The organism is Photobacterium aquae (assembly GCF_001029445.1).
Taxonomy (GTDB): domain Bacteria; phylum Pseudomonadota; class Gammaproteobacteria; order Enterobacterales; family Vibrionaceae; genus Photobacterium; species Photobacterium aquae.
On sequence record NZ_LDOT01000006.1, the window covers coordinates 26565 to 51295 of the forward strand.

Genomic DNA, 24731 nt, shown 5'->3' on the forward strand with positions numbered 1-24731 from the left:
GTCCGTCACTTATGCATCGATGGTGAAAGTAATTGCATAATGTGACAGAGTTGACGTTAACAACTGTAAACCAGTGCATATTCAGGCGAATTAACTGAAGTTGCGCAGGACAGAATTGGGATGCAGATCAGTAAGTCACAAGGATAAGAGCTTGTTAATTTCGTCGTGTTAGGTGTCGTTATGGAGGGGGCGCGGGAAGAAAGAAGAGCACGCGGCGAGGTTATGAGTCTCTCACCGCGTTGGAGCGTATACCTTTTTCGCTTAGGTATATACCCATGCTCGTTCAAGATGCTCGTTTCAGCGAGTCGACCTTGAGTTTCATATCAGGGCGTCAGTTTGTAGATAGGGTATCTACACTAAGGCACTGAGAGGGGGATTACTGCTGATTGATTCTTGCCTTGAAGCGGGCGCGAGTTTCGGCATCAGCCTGCTCATACCAGTAGTTGAGCATATTTTCTGCCACGCTTGCACCTTGTTGGTTGCTTGATGCCGTTGATGACGCTGGGGCTGTGGTTGCCACAGTTGCAGTGACAGGTGCTGTCGTTGATGCTGCAAGTGTTGAGACTGATGCAATTTTGCCAGCGGCGTTGTAGGCAGCCATTTCGCTTTCGTAGTTACGGCCGAACTGTAGGCCGGACTTCATCAATTTGTCTTTTTGAGTATCGATCACCTTGCCCGCTTCATTGGTTAGGGTCAATTCTGGTGATTGGTTGAATTTACGTGCATCTGAACTTGTACGGAGTTTTGGCAGGCTAAGCGTGAGTTTTTCATCGGTGGCGTTGAATTTGACAATGACAATGTCGGAGCTGAAGAAGTTGTCGTCACCGTTTTCGCGAACAGAATCTTCGTAGCGGAAGGCAATCTGGTTCTCGCCGTTTGGCAATGTCAGTGGGCTTTTTACATCCTTTTTAACGCCATTGATCAGAATAAGTTCGGCTTGGTAAGGCAGGTCTAGGCTTACATCAGCGAAAGCAGGTACGCTGATGCCACACGCTGCTAGCGCAAGCAAAGCATGACGAAGTTTCATAAGTTGTCCTTGTGATTGGGGTGTCTGACTGCATTTATGGTCAGTTATATTAATTAGACAGCGCAAAAGCTTAATCAGCCCTGAATCATAGCCTTAAAGTATGACAAAGTAATCTAACTTGCTTGGTTCTATAGGGTTTAGCTAATGGTGATCACAGTTAATATACTCAATTCGCCTCAAATTATATCAAAATGCTGGGACTAGGGCGTTTCCGATGTACGTCTTTTCTTGGCGGAAAGAGAAAAAAAGAGCTGCAATAGCAGCTCTTTGTGTTGTTAGACATGCTCAATGGTTACTTGACGTAACAAGCAAAGCCTTTGAGGTAGAAACCTTCAGGATAGGCACTATCAAGCGGGTGGTCAGCAGCTTGGCTGAAGCGCTCGATAAACTGGACGTCACGGTGCGCATCAAGTGCGGCATCAGCGATGATTTTCTGGAATAGGTTGTTGTCCATCAGACCAGAACAAGAGTATGTCAGCAGCATACCGCCAGGCTTGATGATTTGCATCGCTAGCATATTGATGTCTTTGTAGCCGCGACAAGCGCCGATAAGCTGAGACTTAGACTCGGCAAACTTAGGCGGGTCCATAATCACAACATCGAAAAGCTCACCACGGTCGCGGTAGTCACGCAGTAGTTTGAATACGTCGGCGTTAAGGAACTCGGCATTTTCTACCGGGTAGCCATTCATCTCGGCATTCAGGCGAGCTGTATCTAGGGCTGGTTGTGACACATCAACGTTGACAACCTGCTTAGCTCCGCCTTTTAGGGCATATAGGCCAAAACCACCGGTATAACAGAAGCAGTTCAGCACACGCTTGCCGTTGACATACTTAACGGCAGCTTCGCGGCTGTCGCGTTGGTCAAGGTAGAAACCTGTCTTGTGGCCACCAATAATATCGACATTGATTTTGACACCATTTTCTTCGATGGTGACAAATTTAGGTGGCTCTTCGCCCGACAGTACGCCGGTACGCTGTTTCAGTCCTTCCTTCTTACGAACGGCGACGTCAGAGCGTTCGTAGATACTGCATTCTGGGTAGCAGGTATTCAGGGCGGTGATGAGGTTGTCTTTTTGAGCTTCGGCACCGGCACTTAGCAACTGGCAAACCAGGTAGTCTTGGTAACGGTCGATGGTGATACCAGGAAGGCCGTCAGATTCGGCTGCAATCAAGCGGTAACCTGTCAACCCGTCACGGGCAGCAAGGATATCACGCAGGCCTTGTGCTGCGTTCAGGCGTTTGATGAAGAAATTGACATCAATGGTTTCATTACGCTCGAAAGTCCATACGCGAACGCGGATCTGTGATTGAGGAGAGTACGCGCCACGTGCTAGCCATTCGCCTTTGTGATCGTAAATATCGACGGTTTCACCGAGAGAAGGTGTACCTTCAATACGCTGAATACCACGAGAAAATACCCAAGGGTGGCGACGGCGCAGTGACTTTTCACGGCCTTTTACCAGATAAATTGAAGCTGTCATGACATGCCCAGTATGGATTTAAGGAGGGGGCGTATTATGTTGTCGAATCAAGGGAAAAGCAAATGAAACAAAAAAGGGATGCCGTTGGCATCCCTTGATTTTATAGCGATATGTTAAGTGCGCAAACCTCGCATCAGCGAATCAAGCACTTTGGCTTGCTCGTTTAGTTTGGCAATGTCGTGGGTTGATTCGCGAATAACCCCGCATACCTGCTCTGATTGCGAACGTACCTGCTCGACGTTGGCGGCGATATTATCGGCCACACTGCCTTGCTGCTCTGCGGCTGCTGCGATTTCGGTACTGCGTTCGGAGATCGTTTCGTTCCGAGAGGTAATCTGTGCGATTTCTTGGTCAACCGAATTCATTAATGACTCACTGTTTTGGGCATGCTCGACAGTGCGGCGCATGACAGCAAGTAGCTGCTGACTGTTCTGCTGCAGTGATTCGATCATCTGCTGTATTTCAACGGTTGCCCCTTGGGTACGGCCAGCAAGTGTTCGGACTTCATCGGCAACCACGGCAAAGCCACGGCCTTGTTCACCCGCACGTGCGGCTTCTATCGCTGCGTTTAGGGCTAACAGGTTTGTTTGCTCAGAAATACCATTGATGGTGGTGACCACATCATCGATGCTGGCGGCATTGCTGTCGAGCTTGGCAACAGCGTCAGCGGCTTGGCTGATTTCGTTGCTTAGTACTGCGATAGCACTGCGTGTTTGGCCGACTTGAGCCCGGCCATGTTCTGATACTTGCTGGGCTTCGCGGGTCTGGGCCGAGGTGTCGTGGGCATGGCTGGCGACTTCTCGAATAGAGCTTGCCATCTCTTCAGTGGCACTGGCCAGAGAATTCAAGTGCTGCTGTTGGGATGAAGATAAGTGTTCATTCTCAAGGCTTCGTTGTTGCAGGCTCTGGCTGATTTGCTGCATTAACTGCGTGGCTTCTTGGGTTGCCAGTACGAGTTGGTGCTCACGTTCTGTGACCCGATCGATGGTAATCGCAATGGTGCTGAATTCGTCTCGCACCGGGAAGAAATTTAGGCGAGAGGTGAGATCACCATCAGCAAGCGACTGCAAAGCGCGGTTTGTCACGAACATTGCCCCGCCGATAAAGGTCATGATGTAGTAGATGGTTGCCCAGACGGCAATGAGAATAGCTGCCGCAATAGCGATTTGAAGCGGACTGAGATATGACAGTAGATTTGGGAGTTCGCTGATGCTAATGCTATAGCCCATTTCGTTAATGGCGGCTGAGTGCTCCCCTTGTCCTACTTTGAGCGCGCTTCCTGCCAGTAGCTGGCCCGCATCAGCCATGCTGATTTTGTGTTGCGAAAACAGGGTAGCGGTTGTGTTTAATTGTTGAGTCGTGATTTCAATACGTTGCTTGTTTGCCGCATCCGCTAGAATCAATCCAACGGTAAGGACAGTAACGAGAGGCATCAGGAAGAGAAGATAAAACTTTTCCTTTAGAGTAATGTGAATAAGGTATCGGTCGATCCATCGAAATGCAACTTCTTTCATAATTGTGCCTTTATAAAACAGAAGCTTAGCTGGGGAAAACAAAACAGGTCTAATTTTATATTGTTATCAGTGAATGGATAGAAAGCTTGAGGTGAGGCATGTCACATAAATGTGTAAAAGCGCTAATAAAAGGGATGGTTCAGGGGGTGGGTTTCCGTTTTCATACGGCTCATCAAGGGTTGAAACTCGGCTTGAGCGGTTACGCCAAGAATCTCCCCGATGGAACCGTTGAGGTGCTCGCATGTGGTGAGGAGGAGCAGGTTGATGCCCTAATGGTATGGCTTGAGGACGGGCCAAAGACGTCACGGGTTGATGCGCTGGTCGTAGAGGATGTGGAATGGCGCCATATTGACGGCTTTGAAATTATGTAATCTTTGTTGGTTGAAAATGAAATAAGGACGGGATACCGTCCTTATGGATAGCCATGGAAATGCTATGAGTGGCTTACAAGCATTTTGCTGGCTTTGGCAAGCCGGCCAGTTTGGTCGCTTGCTTCGCAGGTCCTTTAGGGAAGAGTTTGAATAGGTAACGGGAGTTACCTTTTTCTTCGCCATATTTTTGAGCCATTGCCTTAACCAGCATTCGGATCGCTGGAGAGGTATTGAACTCTTGGTAGAAGTCACGAACGAACAGGACAACTTCCCAGTGCGCATCTGTTAGAGTTAACCCTTCCTCTTCAGCCAGTAATGGCACCAAGCCGTCGCACCAGTCATCAACATTCTTTAAATAACCGTGGGCATCGGTTTCGATTTGTTTGCCTTCAAATTCAAGCATGATAAGCCTCGTCAATGGAACGCGCCAAGAATAGTGACTATTACCGTGTGCTGCAAGCATTGTTCTATAAACAGTGAGGTTGTGGTGGGCTTTGCTTGATACAAAAAAAGCGCCCTCAGGCGCTTTTTGCTTAATGACAGACGACAGGTTAGTCGTCGCTGCCCATGATGCCAAGGATTTGCAGTAGGCTCAGGAACAGGTTGTAGATTGAGACATAAAGCGTCACGGTTGCTGAGATGTAATTTGTCTCGCCGCCGCGAACGATCTCTTGAGTCGTAAGCAGGATTGCTGCTGATGAGAACAAGACGAACATTGCGCTGATTGCGAGTGATAGCATCGGCAGCTGTAGGAAGATATTCGCCACCATAGCAACCAGAATAGCCACGAAACCTGCGATTAGCATGCCACCAAGGAAAGACAAATCACGTTTTGTGGTTAGTGCATAGGCTGAACAGGCGAGGAAGGTCACCGCTGTACCGCCAAGCGCCGGAATAATCGCATGGCCCATGCCCGCGCCAATGTACATGTTGAGGATCGGGCCAAGGGTGTAACCCATAAAACCTGTTAGGGCGAAGGTAAATACGATACCCAAGCTGCTGTTGCGGTTACGCTCGGTCAGGAACATCAGGCCGTAAAAGCCAACCAGCGTAAGGATAAACCCTGGGTGCGGCATGTTCATTGCCATCGCAAAGCCTGCCACGACAGCAGACCATACCAGCGTCAGAGAGAGCAAAAAGTAAGTGTTACGCAAAACCTTGTTTGTAGGGATGTTCAAGCCTACAGAACTAGATTGGTATTGTTCATTGAAATTCATAATAAGCCCTGTATCAATGCAATATATGTTTTAAAACGTCGACTCAAATGCTCGAGCGCCTCTGCCGCAGTTATACTGTGCGACAGTGCAGTGATCAACCATCAGTCGTCCCTAAAGGGTTCGTTATGTTGATTGCTAAACCCTATATTGAGCTAATCAAGATGAAATGCAAGGTTCAAATATGCATATTCTCGACTAACCTATAACAAAATCAGTACGCTAACGATTAAGATAATACTTAACAATGGTCTAATATTGAATGCCAAGTTGTAAATGAATGTAACATTACGCCACTATTTTGTTTTACAGCAATGGTTTGCCAGTGCGGATCTTTGACTGTCATTTCTGCGAAATATCGACTCACGTTAATGCAATATTTGTTCTAGGAACAGTTGGGTTCTGTCTGATTCGGGATTCTCGAAGAAGGCTTGCGGGGCACTTTCTTCGATAATTTCCCCCATATCCATGAAGATGACTCTGTCAGCCACTTCGCGTGCAAATCCCATTTCATGGGTCACGCAGATCATGGTCATCCCTTCGTTGGCCAGTTCGGTCATGACATCGAGTACCTCCCTGACCATTTCCGGGTCGAGTGCGGAGGTGGGCTCGTCAAATAACATTACCTGGGGGGTCATGCATAGCGCACGAGCAATGGCGACTCGTTGTTGTTGGCCACCAGAGAGCTGGCCTGGGTATTTCCCGGCTTGTTCTGGTATTTTTACCCGTTCCAAAAACTGCATGGCCGTTTGCTCTGCTTCTTTTTGTGGCATTTTTTTTACCCAAACCAGTGCTAGAGTGCAATTTTCCAATACCGTCAGATGGGGAAACAGGTTGAAATGTTGAAAACACATGCCAACTTCCCGTCTGACAAGTTCGATATTTTTTAGGTCGTTGGTCAATTCGTGCCCAGCGATTTGGATCGTGCCTTGTTGGTGTTCTTCAAGTCGGTTTATACAACGTATCAGGGTTGACTTTCCTGAACCGGATGGGCCGCAGATAACGATTTTCTCTCCTTTGTTGACGGTCAAATTAATGTCTTTCAATACATGAAATTGCCCATACCATTTATTAACGCCAGAAAGGGATATGACCGGTTGTTGAGGGGATGCTGACATAGAACGCTTCCTTGTTTATCGATCAGAGTTTGTGGCCTGTGTGTAATTTTTGTTCAAGATAAATGCTGTAGCGGGACATGCTGAAACAAAATCCCCAGAATACCAAGGCGACAAAAACATAGCTTTCAGTGGCAAAGCCAAGCCAATTGGGATCAGTATTTGCCGCTTGACCAATACCCAAGACATCAAACATGCCGATGATGAGTACCAAACTGGTGTCTTTGAACAGGCCAATGAAGGTGTTGACGATCGCTGGAATGCTAATTTTCAATGCTTGGGGTAGTACAACCAGTGCCATTTTTTTCCAGTAGTTAAGGCCAAGGGCATCGGCGGCTTCATATTGGCCATTAGGTATCGCTTGTAGCCCGCCACGCACTACCTCGGCCATGTAGGCTGCGCTAAACAAGACGACGCCAACCAATGCCCGGAATAATTTATCTGTTTCCATTTCTGCGTCTAAGAATAGGGGGAGCATGACGGAGGCCATGAACAGCACGGTGATAAGTGGTACGCCGCGCCATATCTCGATATACAGGGTACATAGGCCTCGAATGACCGGCATTGTTGAGCGGCGACCCAGCGCGAGCATAATACCTATGGGCAAAGAGACGACGATGCCGACGATGGCGATAATCAGGGTGATTAGCAGGCCGCCCCAAAGGTGGGTTTCAACTAAAGGTAGCCCGAAGACATTGCCATATAATAAAGCTGCGACAAAAAAAGGATAAATATTGACGAAGATAAGCCAGATCCAGAGCTTTCCGGGGACTTTGTTTATGGCGAGTAAGCTGATAAACACCGCCAGAGTCGCATAGAAGAGCTGGGGGCGCCATAGCTGATCACTAGGATAAAACCCATACAAGAACTGGTCTATTCTCATTTTGATGAATACCCAGCATGCCCCTTCTTTGCTGCAGTCGGATCGGCTGGTTCCTACCCAGTCAGCGTTTATTACCGCCCATTCGATAATCGATCCGATCCCCGCCATGATCAGTAAGCCGAGCACGATGCTAGTCAGAGAGTTGAGCGGTGACGAAAACAGGTTTTTACGCAGCCATTCAATCGCGCCTGTCGTGTTGACCGGAGGCGGAAGATCGGGGCGAAAGGAATGTTTATTCATAGGCGATAACCATAGTTTTATCGTTCGACAAGGGCAACTTTGCGGTTATAGATGTTCATGAGCAAAGAGGTGAGTAGGCTCAATGCCAAATAGACCGCCATCGTCATAGCGATGATCTCTATGGCTTGCCCCGTTTGATTGAGGGTCGTACCGGCAAAAACTGATACTAAGTCAGGGTACCCAATGGCCATTGCTAATGAAGAGTTCTTGGTTAGGTTGAGGTACTGACTGGTTAATGGGGGAATAATGATCCTAAGTGCTTGAGGGATGACAATTAACCGGAGGGTTTTACCTGCAGATAGGCCCAGAGAGCGTGCGGCTTCGGTTTGCCCTGTATCGACGGCATTGATGCCGGCCCTGACAATCTCGGCAATGAAGGCGGCAGTATAGATACTCAATGCCAATAGCAGTGCTGCCAATTCAGGAATAATGGCGATGCCACCTTGAAAGTTGAAGCCTTTGAGTTCGGGGTACTCAAAGTTAACGGGCATGCCGCTGGCAAAATAGCCAAAGATAGGTAGCCCGATCAGGATGAGACAGTTGATTAACATGATGGGAGATTGCTGACCCGTTATTCGCTGTTTTCGCTTGGCATAAAATCGAAATATGATGGCCAGCGTGATGGCAACCACGACGGTGGCAATAAGCCATCCGCCCCCTTCCTGCAGTACCGGTTTGGCAAGGTACAGGCCTCTGACATTGAGAAATACCGCATCACTGAGCTGTATGCTTTGTTTGGGGGAAGGCAGTGCTTGTAGTACCGCAAAGTACCAAAAGAAGATCTGTAGCAAAAGTGGGATGTTGCGAAAGGTTTCGATATAAACAGCAGCCAGCCGATTGACCAGCCAATTACCCGATAGTCTTGCAATGCCAATTGTAAAGCCGAGAAGCGAAGCGAGTAGAATGCCAAGAATAGACACTAAAGCCGTATTAATCAGGCCGACAAAAAATGTACGCCCATAGCTGTATGTTTCGTCGTAGTCGATCAGGCTTAGCCCGATACCAAACCCAGCTTCTTGGTGGAGAAAATCAAACCCCGTGGTGATACCGCGTTGCTCGAGGTTGTATAGCGTATTGTCAACAATGGAATAGATAGCAAATCCAAGGATGGCCAGTGCCACAGCTTGAAAGGCAATTGAGCGGAAAACGGGGTTATAGAACAGGTTGCGTTTGGAATTACTCACTACTTCACGTCCTGTGCAAGAAAGGTCTGGGCGGGGAGTCAATTTCCCCGCCGGATAGCAAGGTATCTTGTATTAACGCATAGGCGGGGCGTACTGAAGACCGCCATCGTTCCACAGTGCGTTCAGGCCACGTTTGATCTGGAGCGGAGAGCTCATTCCTATTGTGCGCTCAAAGCTTTCGCCGTAGTTACCGACTTGTTTGATGATTTGGTAGCTCCAATCATCATTGAGACCCAGCCCTTTGCCCTTCGGCCCGTCGACACCAATTAAGCGGCGAATATTGGGGTCGTTGGATTTTTTCATGTCGTCAACATTGTGTGAAGAAACACCGAGCTCTTCGGCGTTGAGCATGGCAAATAGCGTCCATTTTACGATGTTGAACCATTGGTCATCACCTTGGCGGACGGCAGGGCCTAGCGGCTCTTTGGAAATAATATCGGGCAGGATTACGGCAGAGCTGGGGTCTTGGAGATTAAGGCGCAGTGCGTATAATCCTGATTGGTCAGTCGTTAGAACATCACAGCGACCGGCCTCGAATCCTTTCACTGTTTGGGCGGCGGTATCGAACACCACTGGCGTATATTTCATTTCACGGTAGCGGAAGTAGTCAGCGAGATTGAGCTCGGTTGTCGTACCGGATTGGACACAAACAGCGGCACCGTCGAGTTCAGTTGCACTCTCGATCTCCAACGATTTGCTGATCATAAAACCCTGTCCGTCATAATAGTTGATACCCGCAAAATTGATCCCCAAGGAGGTATCGCGGTGCAAGGTCCATGTGGTATTTCGTGAAAGTAGATCTATCTCACCAGATTGCAGGGCAGTAAAGCGCTCTTTGGCGGTAAGCGGAATATATTTCACTTTGGTTTTGTCACCAAGAGTGGCCGCAGCCACGGCTTGACAGAATTCCACATCCAAGCCTTCCCATTCACCTTTTTCGTTGGGGTTTGAAAAACCCGGTAAGCCAGTGGTCACACCGCATTGGATATATCCCTGTTTTTGGACTTTTGCGAGAGTGTCACTGGATGAGGCGGTTGTTGGTTTGGGGCTGGTGGACGATGGTGACGGGCTATTTGTTAGCTGTTTTTCGAGTTCGGCAATTTTAGCTTCGAGCTGAGCAGTTTCTGAGCCGGCCTCTATGATTTCAGCATTGCCTGAGGATTCTAATTGCTTTTCGAGTTCGCTAATTTTCGATTCAAGCGCTGTAATAGTTGCTTTGTCTTGACTGCTCCCATTATCACAGCCGTACAGGAATAAGGCGAAGGAAGAGATGGCGAGCGTAGAGCGAATGGATGGTTTCATATCGATGTCCTATCAGTCCTTAGTCAATGCACCGACAGCAGATGTTGACGGTGTTGTATGCCGCATTTATTAATGATTTATTGTGTTGTGTATTTCGACAAAAATAACTGCCTGAAATAGTGTCATTATTCAGTATAGGAACTGACGGGGATACGTCTAGTTAACATATCCCTAACATTTACGAAGAAAGGAAAGAGAATCCGGAGGCAGGGAGTGTGCCATCCCAGAGCCGTATTTATTCGGCGTTGGAGTGCGGAGTTCGTGTGATAGCGGCGGCAGTTTACGTTAGCTCGCTTCTTTTACACATGTGGTATAGAGCTGTGCGAGAGGACGGTAATCATCGGCTCGGCCACTGCGAAGATTCAGGGTTTGTATCTCACCTGAGTAACTGCTGATGGTGCTGCTCCAGTAATTGTTTGATATCGGCCAATGATTGCGTAACAAGAAGCGTTGACCATAGGTTTGTAGTTGCTTTAGTTCATCATAACTAGGCAAACGGAGTTGGTACCGGGTACACCAATTCGTTGCTGCTTGGATATTGACTTTAGACCAGAATTCACCGTTTTCCTTGATGAAGCTCGGGGGCATGTCTTGGGTAGAGTCAATCGTTAATGGTTGATAATATTCAAGGTTATTAAACGTAAAGGCATAAATGGCAGAATCAAGAATGACTCGATCTGTGGCAATTCTCTCTTTTGAGGTCGTGTCTTGCGCGGGACGATGGCGAGACAGGTTCTCTGAAACCTCGTGAGTGGCTGATGCAGCATGATTAGATGCTGTGTGGATCGCCTCAAGTTCTACAGTGTCTGTAGTTTGTCGTATAAAGCTATTTTTAATCTCGTTAGCAGACAATATTTGGGTGATCTGCTGTGCCGCTGGATAATTATCGATAGGCCCAATTAAACAGCGATAATGTCCTTGATCATTATATAAAAATAAATTGTTGATAAAGAGTTTGGCGATCTTCTCCCTAAACGCCTTGTCGGGCATTGCCTTGCTGTAGTTGCACTGTACCCAGTACTGGCTTTGCGAAGCGTTAATCGGCTCCTTGCCCCACAGTGCCTTTCCGATATCACAGTTCGGATCCAGTATGCGCCATGCACTGCTTAATGTTTTTGCCGAGCAGGAAGATGGTGAGGTGGTTTCGGTAGCTAAGATGGGGCTGGTAAATGTAAACAAAGAACCGATAATCAGACCGCCAAAGATGACAGGGCAGTGCAACTTGAACATGACACAAACACTCATTAGATTACTTACATTCATATCATTAACATAAAATAACTAAAAAGAATGTGAAATCATCTGAAGTTATCTAAGTGAAATTTGCCAATGGTTAAATATCTAACGTGTATTGGGTCTCTTGCATAGAAAAACCCTGCCTTGGCAGGGTTTTGTTTATTCAAACAGTAGAATTAGCTATCGGCTAGCTCGTACTGTCACGGTTGCAGATGACGATGCCTGACCATTCTCATCAATGACCCGATAGGTAAAGGTGCTCTCACCATCACGTAGTGCCGTGTAGAGGAGAGTGCCGTCAGGATTAACTGAGACGGCTCCCAATCGCCGGTTAGGCTCGGTGCCAATGATAACCTGATTGCCAAGAGGGGCATCTCCGGCGATATCATTGGCCAGTACATTGAAGGTGGTTCTTGTACCCCGTTTAACGTTGAAGGTGTCGTCGTTGGCCTGAGGCGCGCTTGCGGGCTCTTCGCTCAAGAATCCTTTGACGGGCGGTAACTGTTCTGCACTTCGGCCCGCGGCACCCACACTCGGAATTTCCAGCCATTCAGTCTCTGCTCTGCCGGTTCCGTCGTCTTGAACATTGTGTTCATCACCGAAGTGACCGACAGGGACAAAGAGTTGCGGATGATCAAATGGAGCTTGCTCCCATCGAACCCGCTCGTCAGTGAGGGTCTTCATGAAGGCCACCAGAGAAGCCTTTTGCTCTTCGGTAAGTCCAAGAGGACGCAGGTTAAAGGCTAAGTTTGAATCGGTACCATTATGCCCAGAAGAATCTTGAAGTGGATTCTGATTGACGATTCGACGGTTACCACCACGGTTGTAGAACTCAACAACTTCTTCCAGTGTCGCAAGGCTACCGTTATGCATATACGGCCCAGTTAATTCGATGTTGTGAAGCAGTGGGATTTTGAATGCGCCATCAACTGCGGTTGCTGCTGTTGGGGGGAGTTGCCCACTCAATAACTGGCCGTCAGGTGCATATCCACCAGAGGATAAAGCCTGTGCCTGACGGGTGAAAGAGAGTGGGTTGCCGAAATCATCGACGCCGCCAAGCCCGAGATCCTCACTAGTTGGTCGTACCCCAATATTCATGAAACCGGTATCGGAAAATGCACTGCGAGTTTGAGGGCCAGGTGGGAATGGGTTGGTCGGGCCAACAAATATGCGATTGACGACATCGCCGGTTGGGTTAATCAATGATCGCGTTGCGCTACTAAATGCAGGGCCTGAGTGGCAGAATACGCATGTACCTTGAGGGCTGTTGAAGAGTTGCTTACCCGCAAGTTCTTGTGCCGTTAGCTTATCATCACCTTGCTCATTTCGCGTTGCCCCCAGAGAGACTAGGGTGCTTTCATACATCTGGATGGAAAGCCCCCAGAAGAGGGAGAAGTTCTTTTCAATTTGGCTGTAGCCCTGTTCATCGCGGTGCGGGTATTTCCATAGTTTGTCATGGAAGGCGGTTTGGATTAGCTTACGGTAGTCGAGACGGAGTCCGGGTGACGGGAAAGCACTGATTTCGCCTAACGCGCTGTCTGCGGGATGCACTTCTTGTAAGCCCAATGGTCGCAGGGACAGTAATTTTTTAGCCATAGCTTGGAATGGTTTTCCATCACAGGTCATTTCGAAATTACTGCCTGGAGGACCGACCGCTTGTGATGCTAAGCTGGAGTTAATTAGGTTTGCCTTTTCAGGTTTCATTTTACCTGAGCTGTAATCATAGACATAGATATAGGCATCTTTATTACGCAGGCCAAAGGGATCTACGCCATTGAATATATTATTTGCACGCCCATCCCAGAAATTACGGAAATTATAAACGGCATTGATAACCGTTGGGGTGTTTCTTGGCTCGACTCGTTTTGTATTTAGCTGGTTGACATGGAAAATATCAGGAATTGTTTGACATTTTTCACGTCGATCTTCGAAATCACTGCGATAATCATTTCCGTTAAGGCCACTGAATTTAGCCAGAGAAACCCCTTGTGAAGAGATAACATCATCTGTCTCATAGACGATATCAGAATCTCTATCGTTCATATCAGATAATTTATAAAGAGGGAAATCATCTTTAGTGAGTTGATAATTAGGCCCTCCATCACCACCAGAAGGTAAATGAGGGTAGTCAACATGATTAAATAGATTTTGGAGTGATTCGTTAGTGTGTAGTAACCCCGGACTAATTTGGTTCTTTGAACGGTTATCAGCGCCGGCGGCAAAATGGCAACTCGCACAACTCTGACCTTGGCTACCGGCTTGCATATCCCAGAAGAGAGCTTTACCTAATTGGATAGCGGCATCTTTGTCTTTGATAAAATTATCTAATTGAGGAACAGGCGGCAAGTTATCTGGCAGATAATCACTTGGCTTTGCCTGAGCATTGCTTGTCACAAGGCATATAGATGTAATGATAGCACCTAGCCCCGCTCGTTTATTCAATGACGAGAATCTCATTGTTTGCTCCGTAAATATTATAGTTATTGGTATTGATACCCACACGTCTCAGTTGCTGGATTCAGAGCAGGCGGAATTAGCATCTCGATAATGTGTGGTTATAGTTTTTATCAATAATAAAAGTATGGTTGATACGTTAGATAGGTTGTTATTATGTTTTGGAAATTCATTTATTTAATCATGTTGTGATTAGGTGATTTATTCAGTTAAAAATGATACGCATCATCGTTAATATTATTTCTCTCATAAAGAAAGCCGATCAATAAATGATCGGCTTTATATCATGTACCCATTGGATGAGCGTTGTTATTAGCGATAGGCGTCAATATTGACGGTGGCTTCGTTCGAAATATTACCGTTGGTGTCTTTTACCGTATAGGTAATAGTGGCATCCGTATCGCGTAATGCCGTGTAGCTGATCGTACCATCGCCATTATTGGTATAGCGGCCATAACGAAGGTTTGGCTCACTAATAATAGTCACACTGGTTGGATCGATACTGCCGCTACCTGCACTGTCATTGCTGATGACGTTGATAGTGACGGTGTAGCCTCGCTTGACCTGTGCATCATCATCGTTGGCGACCACACTGCTCACGGGCTCCTCGTTGAGGAATGGCTCTACAGGGCTTAGTCCTTTAGCGTAACGGCCAGCAGCACCTACCATTGGAATTTCTTTCCATTCCTCTTCAGCTGTGCCGTTGCCATTGTCTGTGACGGCATATTCATCACCGATAGCGCCATTTGGAATGAACAGCTGCGGGTGATCGAACGGTGCGACTTCCCAGCGAACACGTTCGTCGGTCAGTGCTTTCATAAAGGCAACAAGTGCGGCTTTTTCATCTTCGTCTAGGCCAAGACTGCGGATATCCGGGTCAAGGTTAGAAGGTGTGCCGTTGAAGCCAGATGAATCGCCGTTATCATCTCCGGTTCGGTTACCGCCACGGTTGTAGAAGTTAACGACCTGTTCAAGGGTAGACATGCTGCCGTTATGCATATACGGGCCGGTGAGTTCTACGTTACGCAGGCCAGGTGTCTTGAACGCACCATCAACGGCTGTCCGTTCTTGGTTATTGAGAACACGCGGTATTAGAGCGGCTGTTTGTTGTGCTGAGTTACATGGGCTTTGCTCAAAGACCAAGGCTTCAAAGGTACACGGATCAACCTCGAAGTTATCAGGTACATTCTTGCCTCGTAGGATATCAAGGTACTGACGGGTGAATGACAGCGGGTTACCCCACGGGTCTTCTGCACCCAATGCGATATCTTCCTCGGTTGGACGGACACCGATATTGTAGAAACCGTTATCATAGAGTGAGATATTATTGTCACCCATATGCATGCGCTCTACTAAGCCTTCTTCCTCTTCCTCTGCAACGAGGTGAGTGGCGGCTTTGGAGAATTCAGGCCCGCTATGGCAGTTGACACATTTACCTTTGCCGACAAATACTTCCATGCCTTTGATTTCTTGCTCGGTCAGCGCAGAGTCATCGCCATCCATATATCGATCGAACGGGGAGTCATCGGAGATCAATGTCGCTTCATATTCTTGAATAGCGAGTCCCCAGAATAGGCTGAAATTGTGCTCGATCTGCTCATAGCCATCGATTTTCCCTGGGTGTCCCCAAAATGTATCGTGGAATGCCGCTTGGATCATTCGGCGATATGAAGTACGTAACCCGTTGTTTGGAAAAGCACTCATTGGGCCCAGTTCACTATCACTGACGTCGACTTTCTGAATACCCAGCGGTGTCAGACGTAGCAGTTTCTTGCCCATTTCCTGAAACGCTTTAGTGGCACAGGTCATTTCGAAATCACTACCAGGAGGCCCTACGGCTTGCGAGGCAGCACTGGAGTTAATTAGATCAACCTCTTTGAGGCTAATTTTCCCGCTGTAGCGATCGTAATGCATTATTCTCGCGTCTTTGTTGCGACGTCCGAACGGGTCTACACCGTTGAAGGAGTTGTTAGCCCGGCCGTCCCAGAAGTTGCGGAAATTGAAAATGGCATTGATGACGGTTGGCGTATTACGTGGTTCAACCCGACGGGTACTAATATGGTTTACATGGAAGATGTCCTTGACGCTAGAACAATCTTCCCGCCCATCTGAAAATTGCTGATCGTAGGTAGCCCCGAACAGATCATTAAATACACTGGCAAAGACCCCTTGTGATGACGCGACATCATCGGAATCGAAAAGTACGGCCGAATGGCGGTCATCGGGATCGGCATAGAGTCGGAACGGGAAGTCTGCCTGAGTCAAAGTGTAGTTAGGACCACCTTTGCCACCCGAGAGGGTAGGGTCAAAAATCTCGCGTTTGGCCGGATCTGTGTGTCTGAGACCTGGACTGAGTTGGTTTTTCGTTCGGTTGTCAGCACCAGCACTATAGTGACAACTGGCGCAACTTTGTCCCTGACTACCCGCCTGCATATCCCAGAACAGGGCCTTACCGAGCTTGATCGCAGCCTCTTTATCTTTTATGTAGTAATCCAACCCGGGAACGGGGGCTGGTTGAATACCTTTTAGTGAACCTATGCCTGAGAAATCAATAGGCTCAGGAACTTCCTCTTCGACCTCCGCGACGGCAAAGCCTGCCGACAAGCCCAATAGACTCATTGCTATTAATGCTTGAAGTCGATGGCGGTTTTTGATTGATTTGTCGTTCATCACTCACCCCTAAAATCCATCTAATTACTGTGTTTACTTCTGAAGTTACCTCTCGATGGATAAGAATGGTGGCGTTTTGGTATTTTTGATTATCAATAATGTGAAAGACCGAACTCATCGGTAAATAAAGTACAGATAAAAATATTCAAAATTATTAAAGATAAGTCGAATTCGTAGCAATAAAGCAATTTACTGACAGGGAAGATAGTAAATAATGAAGATTTGTCCGTTTTCTAATAATAGAGATTATGCGGATTTCTGGTGTTATAAGTTATAAATCAATGGGAAATATGGGGTTTTAAGGGTTGGAGAGTATGCTTCAGTAAGAATAAGAAATGGGTGGAGATGTAAGATTATGTGTTATTTATTTGAAAGAGAGATTTGTGTCTTTTTGCTGGGATTAAAAATAAAAGCACAGCCGAAGCTGTGCTTTTTTATCGAGGCTGTATCGTATTAAGCGTTAGCCAGTTTTTTCTCTAGTGCTTCGGCATCAACAGGCTTAGTGATGAACGACAGGAATACGGCCACTGCCATCATTGCTGCACAGATGGTGTAAGCCAGCGTGTAAGTACCTGTGGTATCTACTGCAACAGCTGCAACTACTGGACCGATGAAGCCACTTACGCCCCAAGCGGTGTACAGTACGCCGTAGTTTGCGCCGTAGTTTTTCAGACCGTAGTAGTCAGCCGTGATTGATGGGAATACGGCTAGAAGCGTACCGTAGCCCACACCGGCTAGTGCCGCGCCGATCATCAGCGTGAAATCTGATGTGAAGCTGGCGAATAGTGCCATGTTGATGCCCTGCATGATGAAGGCGATCATTAGGGTTTTCACACCACCAATCTTGTCAGACAACATACCCGCCGCAATACGGCCGCCTGAGTTGAAGATCGATAGGATCACAACAAGGTAAGCCGCCTGAGTGATATTAGCTTGCTGGGCAGCGATAGACGTGATGTTACCGATAACCATTAGACCCGCAGAAGAGGCTAGTGCAAACATTACCCACAGAGAGTAGAACTGTGGTGTTTTAACCATTGCACGCCAGTTGATATCAACAGGCTTAGATGCTGGCTTGCCTGCCGCGCTCGCTGGTGCAACGGGTGTGTAGTCTGCTGGTGGGTTGTTGATAGTGCATGCAAGAGGAACGGCAATCACCAATACTGCGCCACCTAGGATCAGGAAGCTGGTGTTGATACCGTAAGTGCTGATTAGCATAGAAGTCAGTGGTGCAAGGTAAACCGCAGCCAGACCGAAACCTGCAGCGATAAGACCGTTTACCATACCTTTCTTAGAAGGGTGGAACCACTTCATTGCAGATGGTGCAAGACACGCGTAACCGAAACCGATACCACAACCAGTGAGTAGGCCGAAAGTTACGATAAGTAGCAGTGGAGATGTCGCAAAGCTAGAGATGATCATGCCAAGGCCAACCATCACAGTACCTAGGATAAGGATACGGCGTGGACCCATGCGGTCTTGTAGTACACCTGCAACAAGCAGAGAAGCTGCGAAAGTAATAACAGCAACGGTATATGGCATAGATGCATCAGCGTTTGACCAACCTAGGTCAACGACTAGTGCTTGTTTGAATACACTCCATGCGTACAGGATACCCATACACAGGTTGATACAGAAACCTGCGAACAGGATCTGCATAGCTTTATCGAATTTTTTCATTTTGCTCTCAGTCACCACGACGTGACAGCGGTATGGATACCGGCTGCTGACGCTAAAAATATGTGCTCAAAAAATTTTGGCTTTATCAACAAAAGTTATACTGCTGCCAAAGTTGCGCGGATTCTATCAAGTTTATTTGGCGAGAAAACAGGTAGACACACACTGTTACAAATGTTTCCGTTGGTTGCGGATGTATTCATAATTTGTTCATCGGTGTTGCCATTATGAATCAATGAGTTGGATCGTTTTTATTAAAAAAGGCTGTAGAGAGTGACAAATGTAAAAATGTGTATTTACATTCTGTAAGTCGATGAAATTCCACGCTGGGTTGTAGATTCTGTTTAGCTACTTTGCAGCGGACGGGGGGCCTGTTTCCTAACGGAAAAGAATCACCCCGCTTGAGCGGGGTGCGGTGGGCTAGTTGGAGAGAATACTGAATATTTGGTCTTTAAGTTGAAGCCGTTCTAGCTTGAGTTGGGTGAAGTGCTGGTCATCAGTGGGGACATTGCTGCACTCTAAGCCTCTTATTTTGTGGTCAAGGTGGTGGTATCTGTCTGCCATCAGTTTGAAATGTTCGTTAGACGATTTGAGCTCTTGGATGCGGTCCTGATGCTCAGGAAATTCAACGTTCAATGAATGACTTTCACCTAGCATTGTTATAACTCCGTCAGTCGAGTGGGCGGTGGCGCACGTTGCGTGGCCTGGCTGGTAAAAGCAGGTTTAATGCCTGCTTTTTGATTTACAGATCCCCAAGTGAATAAGTCGCATTGTTTTTTGTTTGTATCAGCAGTGAAAACCCACCACTGGCTGGTTTGAGGCAATAGCCTACTTTATATCTGTAAGAATAGTTGCTGCATGAGCGCTGCTCAAGGTGACATGATGTGGGGGGAGGCCAAGGGATTTTCGAGAGCGAGATAGAAAACGGGCCTGTCGTATGACAGGCCCGGAGAGCGGTTACTGGATAAAGCTGATGAAGGTCTGGAGGACCACCAAGTTGGCAATATCAATAAAGAACGCACCGACAATAGGCACCACCATGAATGCCTGCGGTGAAGGGCCATTTCGTGTAACCAATGCGCCCATATTCATCACCGCGGTAGGCGTTGCGCCCATACCAAAGCCGCAATGGCCGCCAGCGATGATAGCTGCATCATAGCTTGAGCCCATCAGACGAAAGGTGACGAAATAACAGAATGCAGCGAGGCAAAGTGTTTGAACCGCAAGGATCACCAGCATTGGCATAGCGAGCCCAGTCAGTTCCCATAGGTGCAGGCTCATCAGCGCCATCGCCAAGAACAGAGACAGTGAGATTGTGCCTAGGGCATCGACGGTTTCGCTGTTGATCTTGTATACCTTGGTGGTTTCGCAAAAGTTAGTGATGAAAACACCAATAAACAGTGCGTAGACAAAGTCTGGGATGCGTAGCCAGCTGATACCAAAGCTATCTACCAGTTCTTTAACGTGCGCAGCACCAGCGACACAGATCAGAAGAATAAACAAAACTTCGATAGTATTTTTGGAAGTAATGCGATCTTCTTCATTTTCGCTATAGGTAATGAGATCTGGATGATCGTGGTGGTGTTTTTCGCTACCGCCACCAAACTCAGATTTTAGTTCGAATTTGTCGATAAGACGCTGTGCAACAGGGCCACCAATGATACCGCCCATCACCAAGCCGAAAGTGGCTGCAGCCATAGAAAGTTCAAGAGTATGAAGACCATATTGCTCAGCAAAAGTTTGAGACCATGCCGCACCTGTACCGTGGCCGCCAGAAAGGGTGATCGAACCGACCATCAAGCCAATTAGAGGATCAAGGCCAAGCATCGAACTTAGGCTTACACCGACAGCATTTTGGATAATGATATACAGTGTAGCAACACCCAAGAACAGAAATACGCGAGAGCCGCCCTTAGCGAGTAGTTTCACGCTGGCAGCAAGACCTACTGTGGCAAAGAACATTTGCATGAGCGTGTCTTTTAGGCTCAGTTTAAATGTAATGTCGACGCCTTGCTTGTGCATTAAAGCGATAATGATAGCGACAATTAAACCACCAACAATAGGTTCGGGAATATTATACTTCCGCAATACCTTTACTTTGCTATTAATAAAGTAGCCAAGAAAAAGCACAATAATCGCGATCAGAAATGATTCAAGTTCGTTCACTTGTAAAGTTGTATTCATGATTATGTCTTTTCGTTGTTTTTTTAGACGTCAATTTTACCGCCAGAAAACGTGCCTGCATATCTTGTGTGCCCAATGAAAATAGTGTAGGGCTGTGATTTCCTAATTGTTATTCATGTTTATTATTGCAATCTAATGTTGATTAATTGCTTGTGTTTGGTGCTAATTTGTTCGTAATTTGTTTTTATCTTTGCATTTTGAATTGATGGGTATCTTTGTATAACTGGTCATTTATCCAGTATATTTACCGTATGGATTCCCTATCAAATCATTGTTGCTAGCCAATATAGGTAAACAGGTTAAGCGTTTAGCGTAGATTGAAGCAGATAAGCCATTTGTGACTGATATGTTAATGTCGTGGCGGTGGCGGTTGTTTGTTGACCAATTCTCAAGTGACTCTACCGACAAGCAGGAGTTAAGCTAAAATTTTGTCGAAATAAATAAAAAAAATTGCACACAGTAAGAATTGGGTGAGATACGCAATGTATTTTGCGCTAAATTTTGTTTAATAAAACGGCGTTTGATAGTGGTGTTGACACTTTTTACAAAAAAGGAGGCTATTGCCTCCTCTTAATCTTAATTGCGTTTTTTTAATTTTAAATTGCGACGTAGTTGGTTTATATAAGCAATGCGGTCAGGGTTGGCCGGTGCACACTTTGTGTGCATTTTTTTCATCGCTTCGGCTTCTTCCTCTGTAACATAGCGGCCATTAATACAGCAATGGGGGAGTTTGGTATCGTATTCCGCCTGGCGAGAAGCATCCTCCTGAGCTTTGGCCATGGCTTCTCGTGCCAGGCTTTGGTTCGTAGGATCCTGAATAGTGTGTTTGCGCGGTTGGCCAGCTACTGAGAGCCCTTGTGCTTTTTGTTCGCGCTGCTTTAATATATTGTCTAAATGATCACTAAAACTCATGGGCTAACCCTGTCTGTCATGGCCAATAACACATTGGCCGCATGGGTATCTACTTAAACGTTATCTGCTCTCTGTCCGAAAATCAATTCCTTGCTCAAATTTAATGTGTCGCAATTTCATCTGGGTAGGGGGTAGGCCGTTTAGTGAGAGAAAAACCGTACATGGCATCAAATTCAGGGACCGACATAGGCCTGCCGAAGTAGTACCCCTGAAATTCTTCGACACCGACACTGGCAAGGAAATCTGCTTGCCCTTCGTTTTCTACCCCTTCAGCCACGACACGCATGTTCAAGTTGTGGGCCAGCTCAATAATAGAACGTGTAATAGTGATATTGTCATTGCTCCATGGGAGATCTTTGACGAACTCACGATCGACTTTCAAGATATGGATTGGGAACCGGTTTAGGTAAGCCAGTGATGAATAGCCGGTGCCAAAATCGTCAATGGCAATTTTAACGCCAATAGCTTCAAGTTTGATGAGCTTGTCGAGTGCATTTTTGACATCTGACATCAAAACGGACTCGGTGATTTCTAATTCGAGATAGTTTGGATCGCAACCGGATTCTGTAATGGCATTTTGTACTGTTTCGACAATATGGGAGTTCAGCAACTGTCGCGCCGAAATATTCAGGGCAAAGTACAAGAAGATGTTGTTATCTTGCCACTGTCTTAATTGTTTACAAGCCCGATAGATCAGATCTTCACCCACGTCGATGATAAGTCCAGAGCGTTCTAGAATCGGGATGATTTCTAGCGGCGGTTGGATTTCTCCCTGAGGATTATGCCAGCGTAGAGGGCTTCTACACCGCATATCTTGTGCGAGCGAGAATTGACTTTCGGTTGATAATAGAGTGCATATTGATCCGTGCCCAATGACTTTCTCAGCTCGGATTCCAATTGGTGTAGACGCGTACTCTCTACTCGCATTTGTGAGGTATAGAAACAGAATTGATTACGGCCAAGCTCTTTGGCTCGGTGTAGGGCAATATCCGCATATTTGTTGATTTCCTCGGGGTTGGTTGAGTCTTGGGGGTAAATACTGATACCAATACTCGCTGTGAGGAATAGCTCGAGGCTATCAATGGCTAACGGTGATGAAATATGTGAAATGATACGGCTGGCCATTTGAGCGATCTCGGTGGGGGACAAGTTCTGTGAAACCAATATTGCAAACTCATCGCCGCCAAGGCGCGCGAGTATATCGCCTTCACGTAAGGTGTGTTTGAGCCGCTTTGCTATAGACTGTATAACTTTGTCGCCGACCTCATGATCATAGGAGTCGTTGACGTGTTTGAATTGGTCCAAATTCAAAATCATTAGCGACACGCTTTTTGTTAGCCCGGCTTGAGCAATAGCACGTTCGAGGTCTTGCTGGAACAACATACGATTTGGGAGCTCGGTCAGAATATCATAATGAGCCAGTCGGTGAATTTTGTTCTCGAAAAGCACCCTTTCGGTAATATCTTTACCGGTTGAAATGTAGTGACTGATCTTCCCTCTATTATTACGAATGGGGGCGATGGTCTTTTCTTCGTAAATGATATCGTCGCCTTTATCGCGATGAGTGATGATTCGCTCTATTGTCTGACCTGATTTCAGCTGTTGCTGCACTTCAAAGACTTCATTATTGCTGAGTAAAGCCTGCCTAAGAAGATTGATTGATTGAGTTCCGACAACATCTTTGTGTTTAACTTTGTTATTTTTTTCAAATGATGGATTTACGTATTCAATGATACCTTTGTAGTCGGTGATGATAATCGCATCGTTGCTTTGTTCTAAAGCACGAGACATGCTTTTGAGTTTTTCTTCACGTTCAATCCAATAGGTAATGTCGCGTAGATTGAGCAGAATCTCAGTGCTGTTACTGTATAAAGTTTGAGTCGCAATGATTTCTATGTGTTTGGTTTTTAGGTTCTTTAGCTGGATTCGAGTCTTTAACGGCCCCGATTTGTAATTCTTTCCTTTAATGTCTTTGATAAGGTTTCTGACTTCTTTACGGGCCTGTATTCCAGATAACTGCTTTATTAGGATACGACCTTCGGTGTCTTGATTAGTAATGTTGAGAATGGTCTTGGCTGCCTGATTGATAGTGATGATCTCACCCTTTTCGTTAATGGTGAGTAGGCCATCAGGTGCGTGTTTAAGAACGGTACGGTACTTCTTTGCGGAATCTTCATTTGCCTGAGAGAGGATCCGTTGTGCTGAAAGTAGTTGGAATAAATGCCAGGATAGTGCCATACAACCTGAAAGTAAGGATACAAGCAGAATGCCCAAGACAATGAACTTGATAACACGAGAAGGTGAATAGGCTAGATTTGCCACTGCTTGATCGAGATTCACTCGTGAAATGATAGTCCACGGTAAGTCGGTTCCTTTGAAAGGGAGCGTAAAATGATTGTGGCCAGAAAATGATGAGCCGGAAAAGAAGCGTGTATAGGTATAAAGAAAGCCGTCTTGGACATATTGGCCTTTGGGATGACTTAAGATCTGTTGCCATAATGTTGGGTACTGTGTGAGGAAATCATCACTTGGTCGCCGCTCGGGATCTGCCATGAACAGCCACTCTTGCCCGTTAGGGCCCAATAACCACTGGCCGTGGTTGTTGATTAGCCAGTTTTGGACATCGGTTGAGCCAAATTGACGTTTCAATTCGCTGAGATAATCTTCACCCAGATAGTTGAATGACAATAACCACCGTTTTTCGCCAACTTTAAAATGGCTGATAAAGCGTAGGGTCGGTTTGTATGGATGCTCAATTTTACCATGTTCTGTATTGAGGTCGAATTGAGAGGTAAAAATGCTATCGAGCGGAATTTTAAGCGCTGATTGAATGTAATTACGATGACTCTTGTTTTGTAGTTGTGATTTGGCGACTAGGGTTGATTTTCCCTCGTTTCGGTCAACACGAATGATTTCCTGTCCTTTGCTATCAATCAGGCGAATTTGATCGTAGTAGCCACGGGTGCGGCTCATGCGAATAAAACTGGCGACCATCTGTTGCTCGAACTGTGAGGGTGTTGACAGGAGAGTTTCTTTGGCCTTCTCCGTTAAATAGTTGAGATCATCGATAATGGGGGAAAAGTGCAAACGGGTAATATGAAGGTTGGACAGGTGACGGCTTCGTTCCCTATCCTGAATCTGATGGTGTAGTTGTTTTACATCCTCGCTGTAAAAATAGTACGTTGCAACGGATGTAAGCCCGAGCAGCAAAAACAACAGTATAAGAAAACGCAATAGTACAGCCTTCATATATCATCCATGATAG

At 46.5% G+C, this 24731-nt stretch carries 19 protein-coding genes; 1 reads left to right on the forward strand and 18 read right to left on the reverse strand.

The features are described 5' to 3' along the window. Window positions 1–376 precede the first annotated feature (376 nt). The 3 genes from ABT56_RS05650 to ABT56_RS05660 all read right to left on the reverse strand — a co-directional run bounded on the left by ABT56_RS05650 (window position 377) and on the right by ABT56_RS05660 (window position 4024). Window positions 377–1027 carry a YccT family protein gene (locus ABT56_RS05650; protein ID WP_047877901.1) on the reverse strand — a complete coding sequence of 217 codons (651 nt, stop codon included), beginning with the start codon at window positions 1025–1027 and terminating at the stop codon, window positions 377–379. Window positions 1028–1319: 292 nt separating this feature from the next. Next, on the reverse strand, window positions 1320–2510 hold the full coding sequence (locus ABT56_RS05655) for a class I SAM-dependent methyltransferase (protein WP_047877902.1): 1191 nt from the start codon (window positions 2508–2510) through the stop codon (window positions 1320–1322). Between the two features lie 113 nt (window positions 2511–2623). After that, entirely contained in the window at window positions 2624–4024 is a 1401-nt protein-coding gene (locus ABT56_RS05660; RefSeq protein WP_047877903.1) for a methyl-accepting chemotaxis protein, read from the reverse strand. 98 nt (window positions 4025–4122) lie between these two features. On the opposite strand from ABT56_RS05660, the gene yccX reads away from it, so the two are divergent. Continuing rightward, on the forward strand, window positions 4123–4395 hold the full coding sequence (gene yccX / locus ABT56_RS05665; protein ID WP_047877904.1) for an acylphosphatase: 273 nt from the start codon (window positions 4123–4125) through the stop codon (window positions 4393–4395). A 73-nt stretch (window positions 4396–4468) separates the two neighbouring features. On the opposite strand, the gene ABT56_RS05670 is transcribed toward yccX, so the two are convergent. The 15 genes from ABT56_RS05670 to ABT56_RS05735 form a co-directional block, all read right to left on the reverse strand. Continuing rightward, a complete protein-coding gene (locus tag ABT56_RS05670) occupies window positions 4469–4798 on the reverse strand; it encodes a TusE/DsrC/DsvC family sulfur relay protein (RefSeq protein WP_047877905.1) in 330 nt (109 codons plus the stop codon). A gap of 148 nt (window positions 4799–4946) precedes the next feature. Further along, window positions 4947–5612 (reverse strand): Bax inhibitor-1/YccA family protein, encoded by a 666-nt coding sequence (locus ABT56_RS05675; protein WP_047877906.1) that lies wholly within the window; start codon window positions 5610–5612, stop codon window positions 4947–4949. A gap of 365 nt (window positions 5613–5977) precedes the next feature. Next, a complete protein-coding gene (locus ABT56_RS05680; protein ID WP_047877907.1) occupies window positions 5978–6727 on the reverse strand; it encodes an amino acid ABC transporter ATP-binding protein in 750 nt (249 codons plus the stop codon). Window positions 6728–6749: 22 nt separating this feature from the next. After that, window positions 6750–7847 (reverse strand): amino acid ABC transporter permease, encoded by a 1098-nt coding sequence (locus tag ABT56_RS05685; protein WP_047877908.1) that lies wholly within the window; start codon window positions 7845–7847, stop codon window positions 6750–6752. Window positions 7848–7864: 17 nt separating this feature from the next. Further along, window positions 7865–9073 (reverse strand): amino acid ABC transporter permease, encoded by a 1209-nt coding sequence (locus ABT56_RS05690; RefSeq protein WP_420835119.1) that lies wholly within the window; start codon window positions 9071–9073, stop codon window positions 7865–7867. A gap of 30 nt (window positions 9074–9103) precedes the next feature. Then, on the reverse strand, window positions 9104–10333 hold the full coding sequence (locus tag ABT56_RS05695) for a transporter substrate-binding domain-containing protein (RefSeq protein WP_240478254.1): 1230 nt from the start codon (window positions 10331–10333) through the stop codon (window positions 9104–9106). 285 nt (window positions 10334–10618) lie between these two features. Beyond that, window positions 10619–11563 (reverse strand): SPOR domain-containing protein, encoded by a 945-nt coding sequence (locus tag ABT56_RS05700; RefSeq protein WP_053062381.1) that lies wholly within the window; start codon window positions 11561–11563, stop codon window positions 10619–10621. A gap of 186 nt (window positions 11564–11749) precedes the next feature. Further along, on the reverse strand, window positions 11750–14026 hold the full coding sequence (locus ABT56_RS05705) for a cytochrome c peroxidase (protein ID WP_047877910.1): 2277 nt from the start codon (window positions 14024–14026) through the stop codon (window positions 11750–11752). Window positions 14027–14335: 309 nt separating this feature from the next. After that, on the reverse strand, window positions 14336–16693 hold the full coding sequence (locus ABT56_RS05710; RefSeq protein ID WP_047877911.1) for a cytochrome c peroxidase: 2358 nt from the start codon (window positions 16691–16693) through the stop codon (window positions 14336–14338). Window positions 16694–17146: 453 nt separating this feature from the next. Then, the gene (locus ABT56_RS05715; protein WP_047877912.1) at window positions 17147–18373 is read right to left on the reverse strand and encodes an L-lactate MFS transporter; all 1227 of its coding nucleotides are present in this window, start codon (window positions 18371–18373) and stop codon (window positions 17147–17149) included. A 417-nt stretch (window positions 18374–18790) separates the two neighbouring features. Further along, window positions 18791–19027, reverse strand: coding sequence for an HP1242/YdcH family protein (locus tag ABT56_RS05720; RefSeq protein WP_047877913.1), 237 nt, complete (start codon window positions 19025–19027; stop codon window positions 18791–18793). A gap of 300 nt (window positions 19028–19327) precedes the next feature. After that, window positions 19328–20554: a sodium/glutamate symporter gene (gltS, locus tag ABT56_RS05725; protein WP_047877914.1), complete on the reverse strand. Its 1227-nt coding sequence runs from the start codon at window positions 20552–20554 to the stop codon at window positions 19328–19330. 576 nt (window positions 20555–21130) lie between these two features. Then, a complete protein-coding gene (locus tag ABT56_RS05730) occupies window positions 21131–21466 on the reverse strand; it encodes a hypothetical protein (RefSeq protein WP_047877915.1) in 336 nt (111 codons plus the stop codon). Window positions 21467–21566: 100 nt separating this feature from the next. Then, window positions 21567–22277 carry a putative bifunctional diguanylate cyclase/phosphodiesterase gene (locus tag ABT56_RS24475; RefSeq protein WP_240478255.1) on the reverse strand — a complete coding sequence of 237 codons (711 nt, stop codon included), beginning with the start codon at window positions 22275–22277 and terminating at the stop codon, window positions 21567–21569. Continuing rightward, entirely contained in the window at window positions 22217–24715 is a 2499-nt protein-coding gene (locus ABT56_RS05735; protein ID WP_240478256.1) for a diguanylate cyclase domain-containing protein, read from the reverse strand. Before ABT56_RS05735 ends, ABT56_RS24475 begins: the two co-directional genes overlap by 61 nt. Window positions 24716–24731 lie beyond the last annotated feature (16 nt).

Bases quoted from the DNA above. Each gene is read 5' to 3' on its own strand.
- ABT56_RS05650 (WP_047877901.1), bottom strand. From the start codon at position 1,027: ATGAAACTTCGTCATGCTTTGCTTGCGCTAGCAGCGTGTGGCATCAGC.
- ABT56_RS05655 (WP_047877902.1), bottom strand. From the start codon at position 2,510: ATGACAGCTTCAATTTATCTGGTAAAAGGCCGTGAAAAGTCACTGCGC.
- ABT56_RS05660 (WP_047877903.1), bottom strand. From the start codon at position 4,024: ATGAAAGAAGTTGCATTTCGATGGATCGACCGATACCTTATTCACATT.
- yccX (WP_047877904.1), top strand. From the start codon at position 4,123: ATGTCACATAAATGTGTAAAAGCGCTAATAAAAGGGATGGTTCAGGGG.
- ABT56_RS05670 (WP_047877905.1), bottom strand. From the start codon at position 4,798: ATGCTTGAATTTGAAGGCAAACAAATCGAAACCGATGCCCACGGTTAT.
- ABT56_RS05675 (WP_047877906.1), bottom strand. From the start codon at position 5,612: ATGAATTTCAATGAACAATACCAATCTAGTTCTGTAGGCTTGAACATC.
- ABT56_RS05680 (WP_047877907.1), bottom strand. From the start codon at position 6,727: ATGTCAGCATCCCCTCAACAACCGGTCATATCCCTTTCTGGCGTTAAT.
- ABT56_RS05685 (WP_047877908.1), bottom strand. From the start codon at position 7,847: ATGAATAAACATTCCTTTCGCCCCGATCTTCCGCCTCCGGTCAACACG.
- ABT56_RS05695 (WP_240478254.1), bottom strand. From the start codon at position 10,333: ATGAAACCATCCATTCGCTCTACGCTCGCCATCTCTTCCTTCGCCTTA.
- ABT56_RS05700 (WP_053062381.1), bottom strand. From the start codon at position 11,563: ATGTTCAAGTTGCACTGCCCTGTCATCTTTGGCGGTCTGATTATCGGT.
- ABT56_RS05705 (WP_047877910.1), bottom strand. From the start codon at position 14,026: ATGAGATTCTCGTCATTGAATAAACGAGCGGGGCTAGGTGCTATCATT.
- ABT56_RS05710 (WP_047877911.1), bottom strand. From the start codon at position 16,693: ATGAACGACAAATCAATCAAAAACCGCCATCGACTTCAAGCATTAATA.
- ABT56_RS05715 (WP_047877912.1), bottom strand. From the start codon at position 18,373: ATGAAAAAATTCGATAAAGCTATGCAGATCCTGTTCGCAGGTTTCTGT.
- ABT56_RS05720 (WP_047877913.1), bottom strand. From the start codon at position 19,027: ATGCTAGGTGAAAGTCATTCATTGAACGTTGAATTTCCTGAGCATCAG.
- gltS (WP_047877914.1), bottom strand. From the start codon at position 20,554: ATGAATACAACTTTACAAGTGAACGAACTTGAATCATTTCTGATCGCG.
- ABT56_RS05730 (WP_047877915.1), bottom strand. From the start codon at position 21,466: ATGAGTTTTAGTGATCATTTAGACAATATATTAAAGCAGCGCGAACAA.
- ABT56_RS24475 (WP_240478255.1), bottom strand. From the start codon at position 22,277: ATGCGGTGTAGAAGCCCTCTACGCTGGCATAATCCTCAGGGAGAAATC.
- ABT56_RS05735 (WP_240478256.1), bottom strand. From the start codon at position 24,715: ATGAAGGCTGTACTATTGCGTTTTCTTATACTGTTGTTTTTGCTGCTC.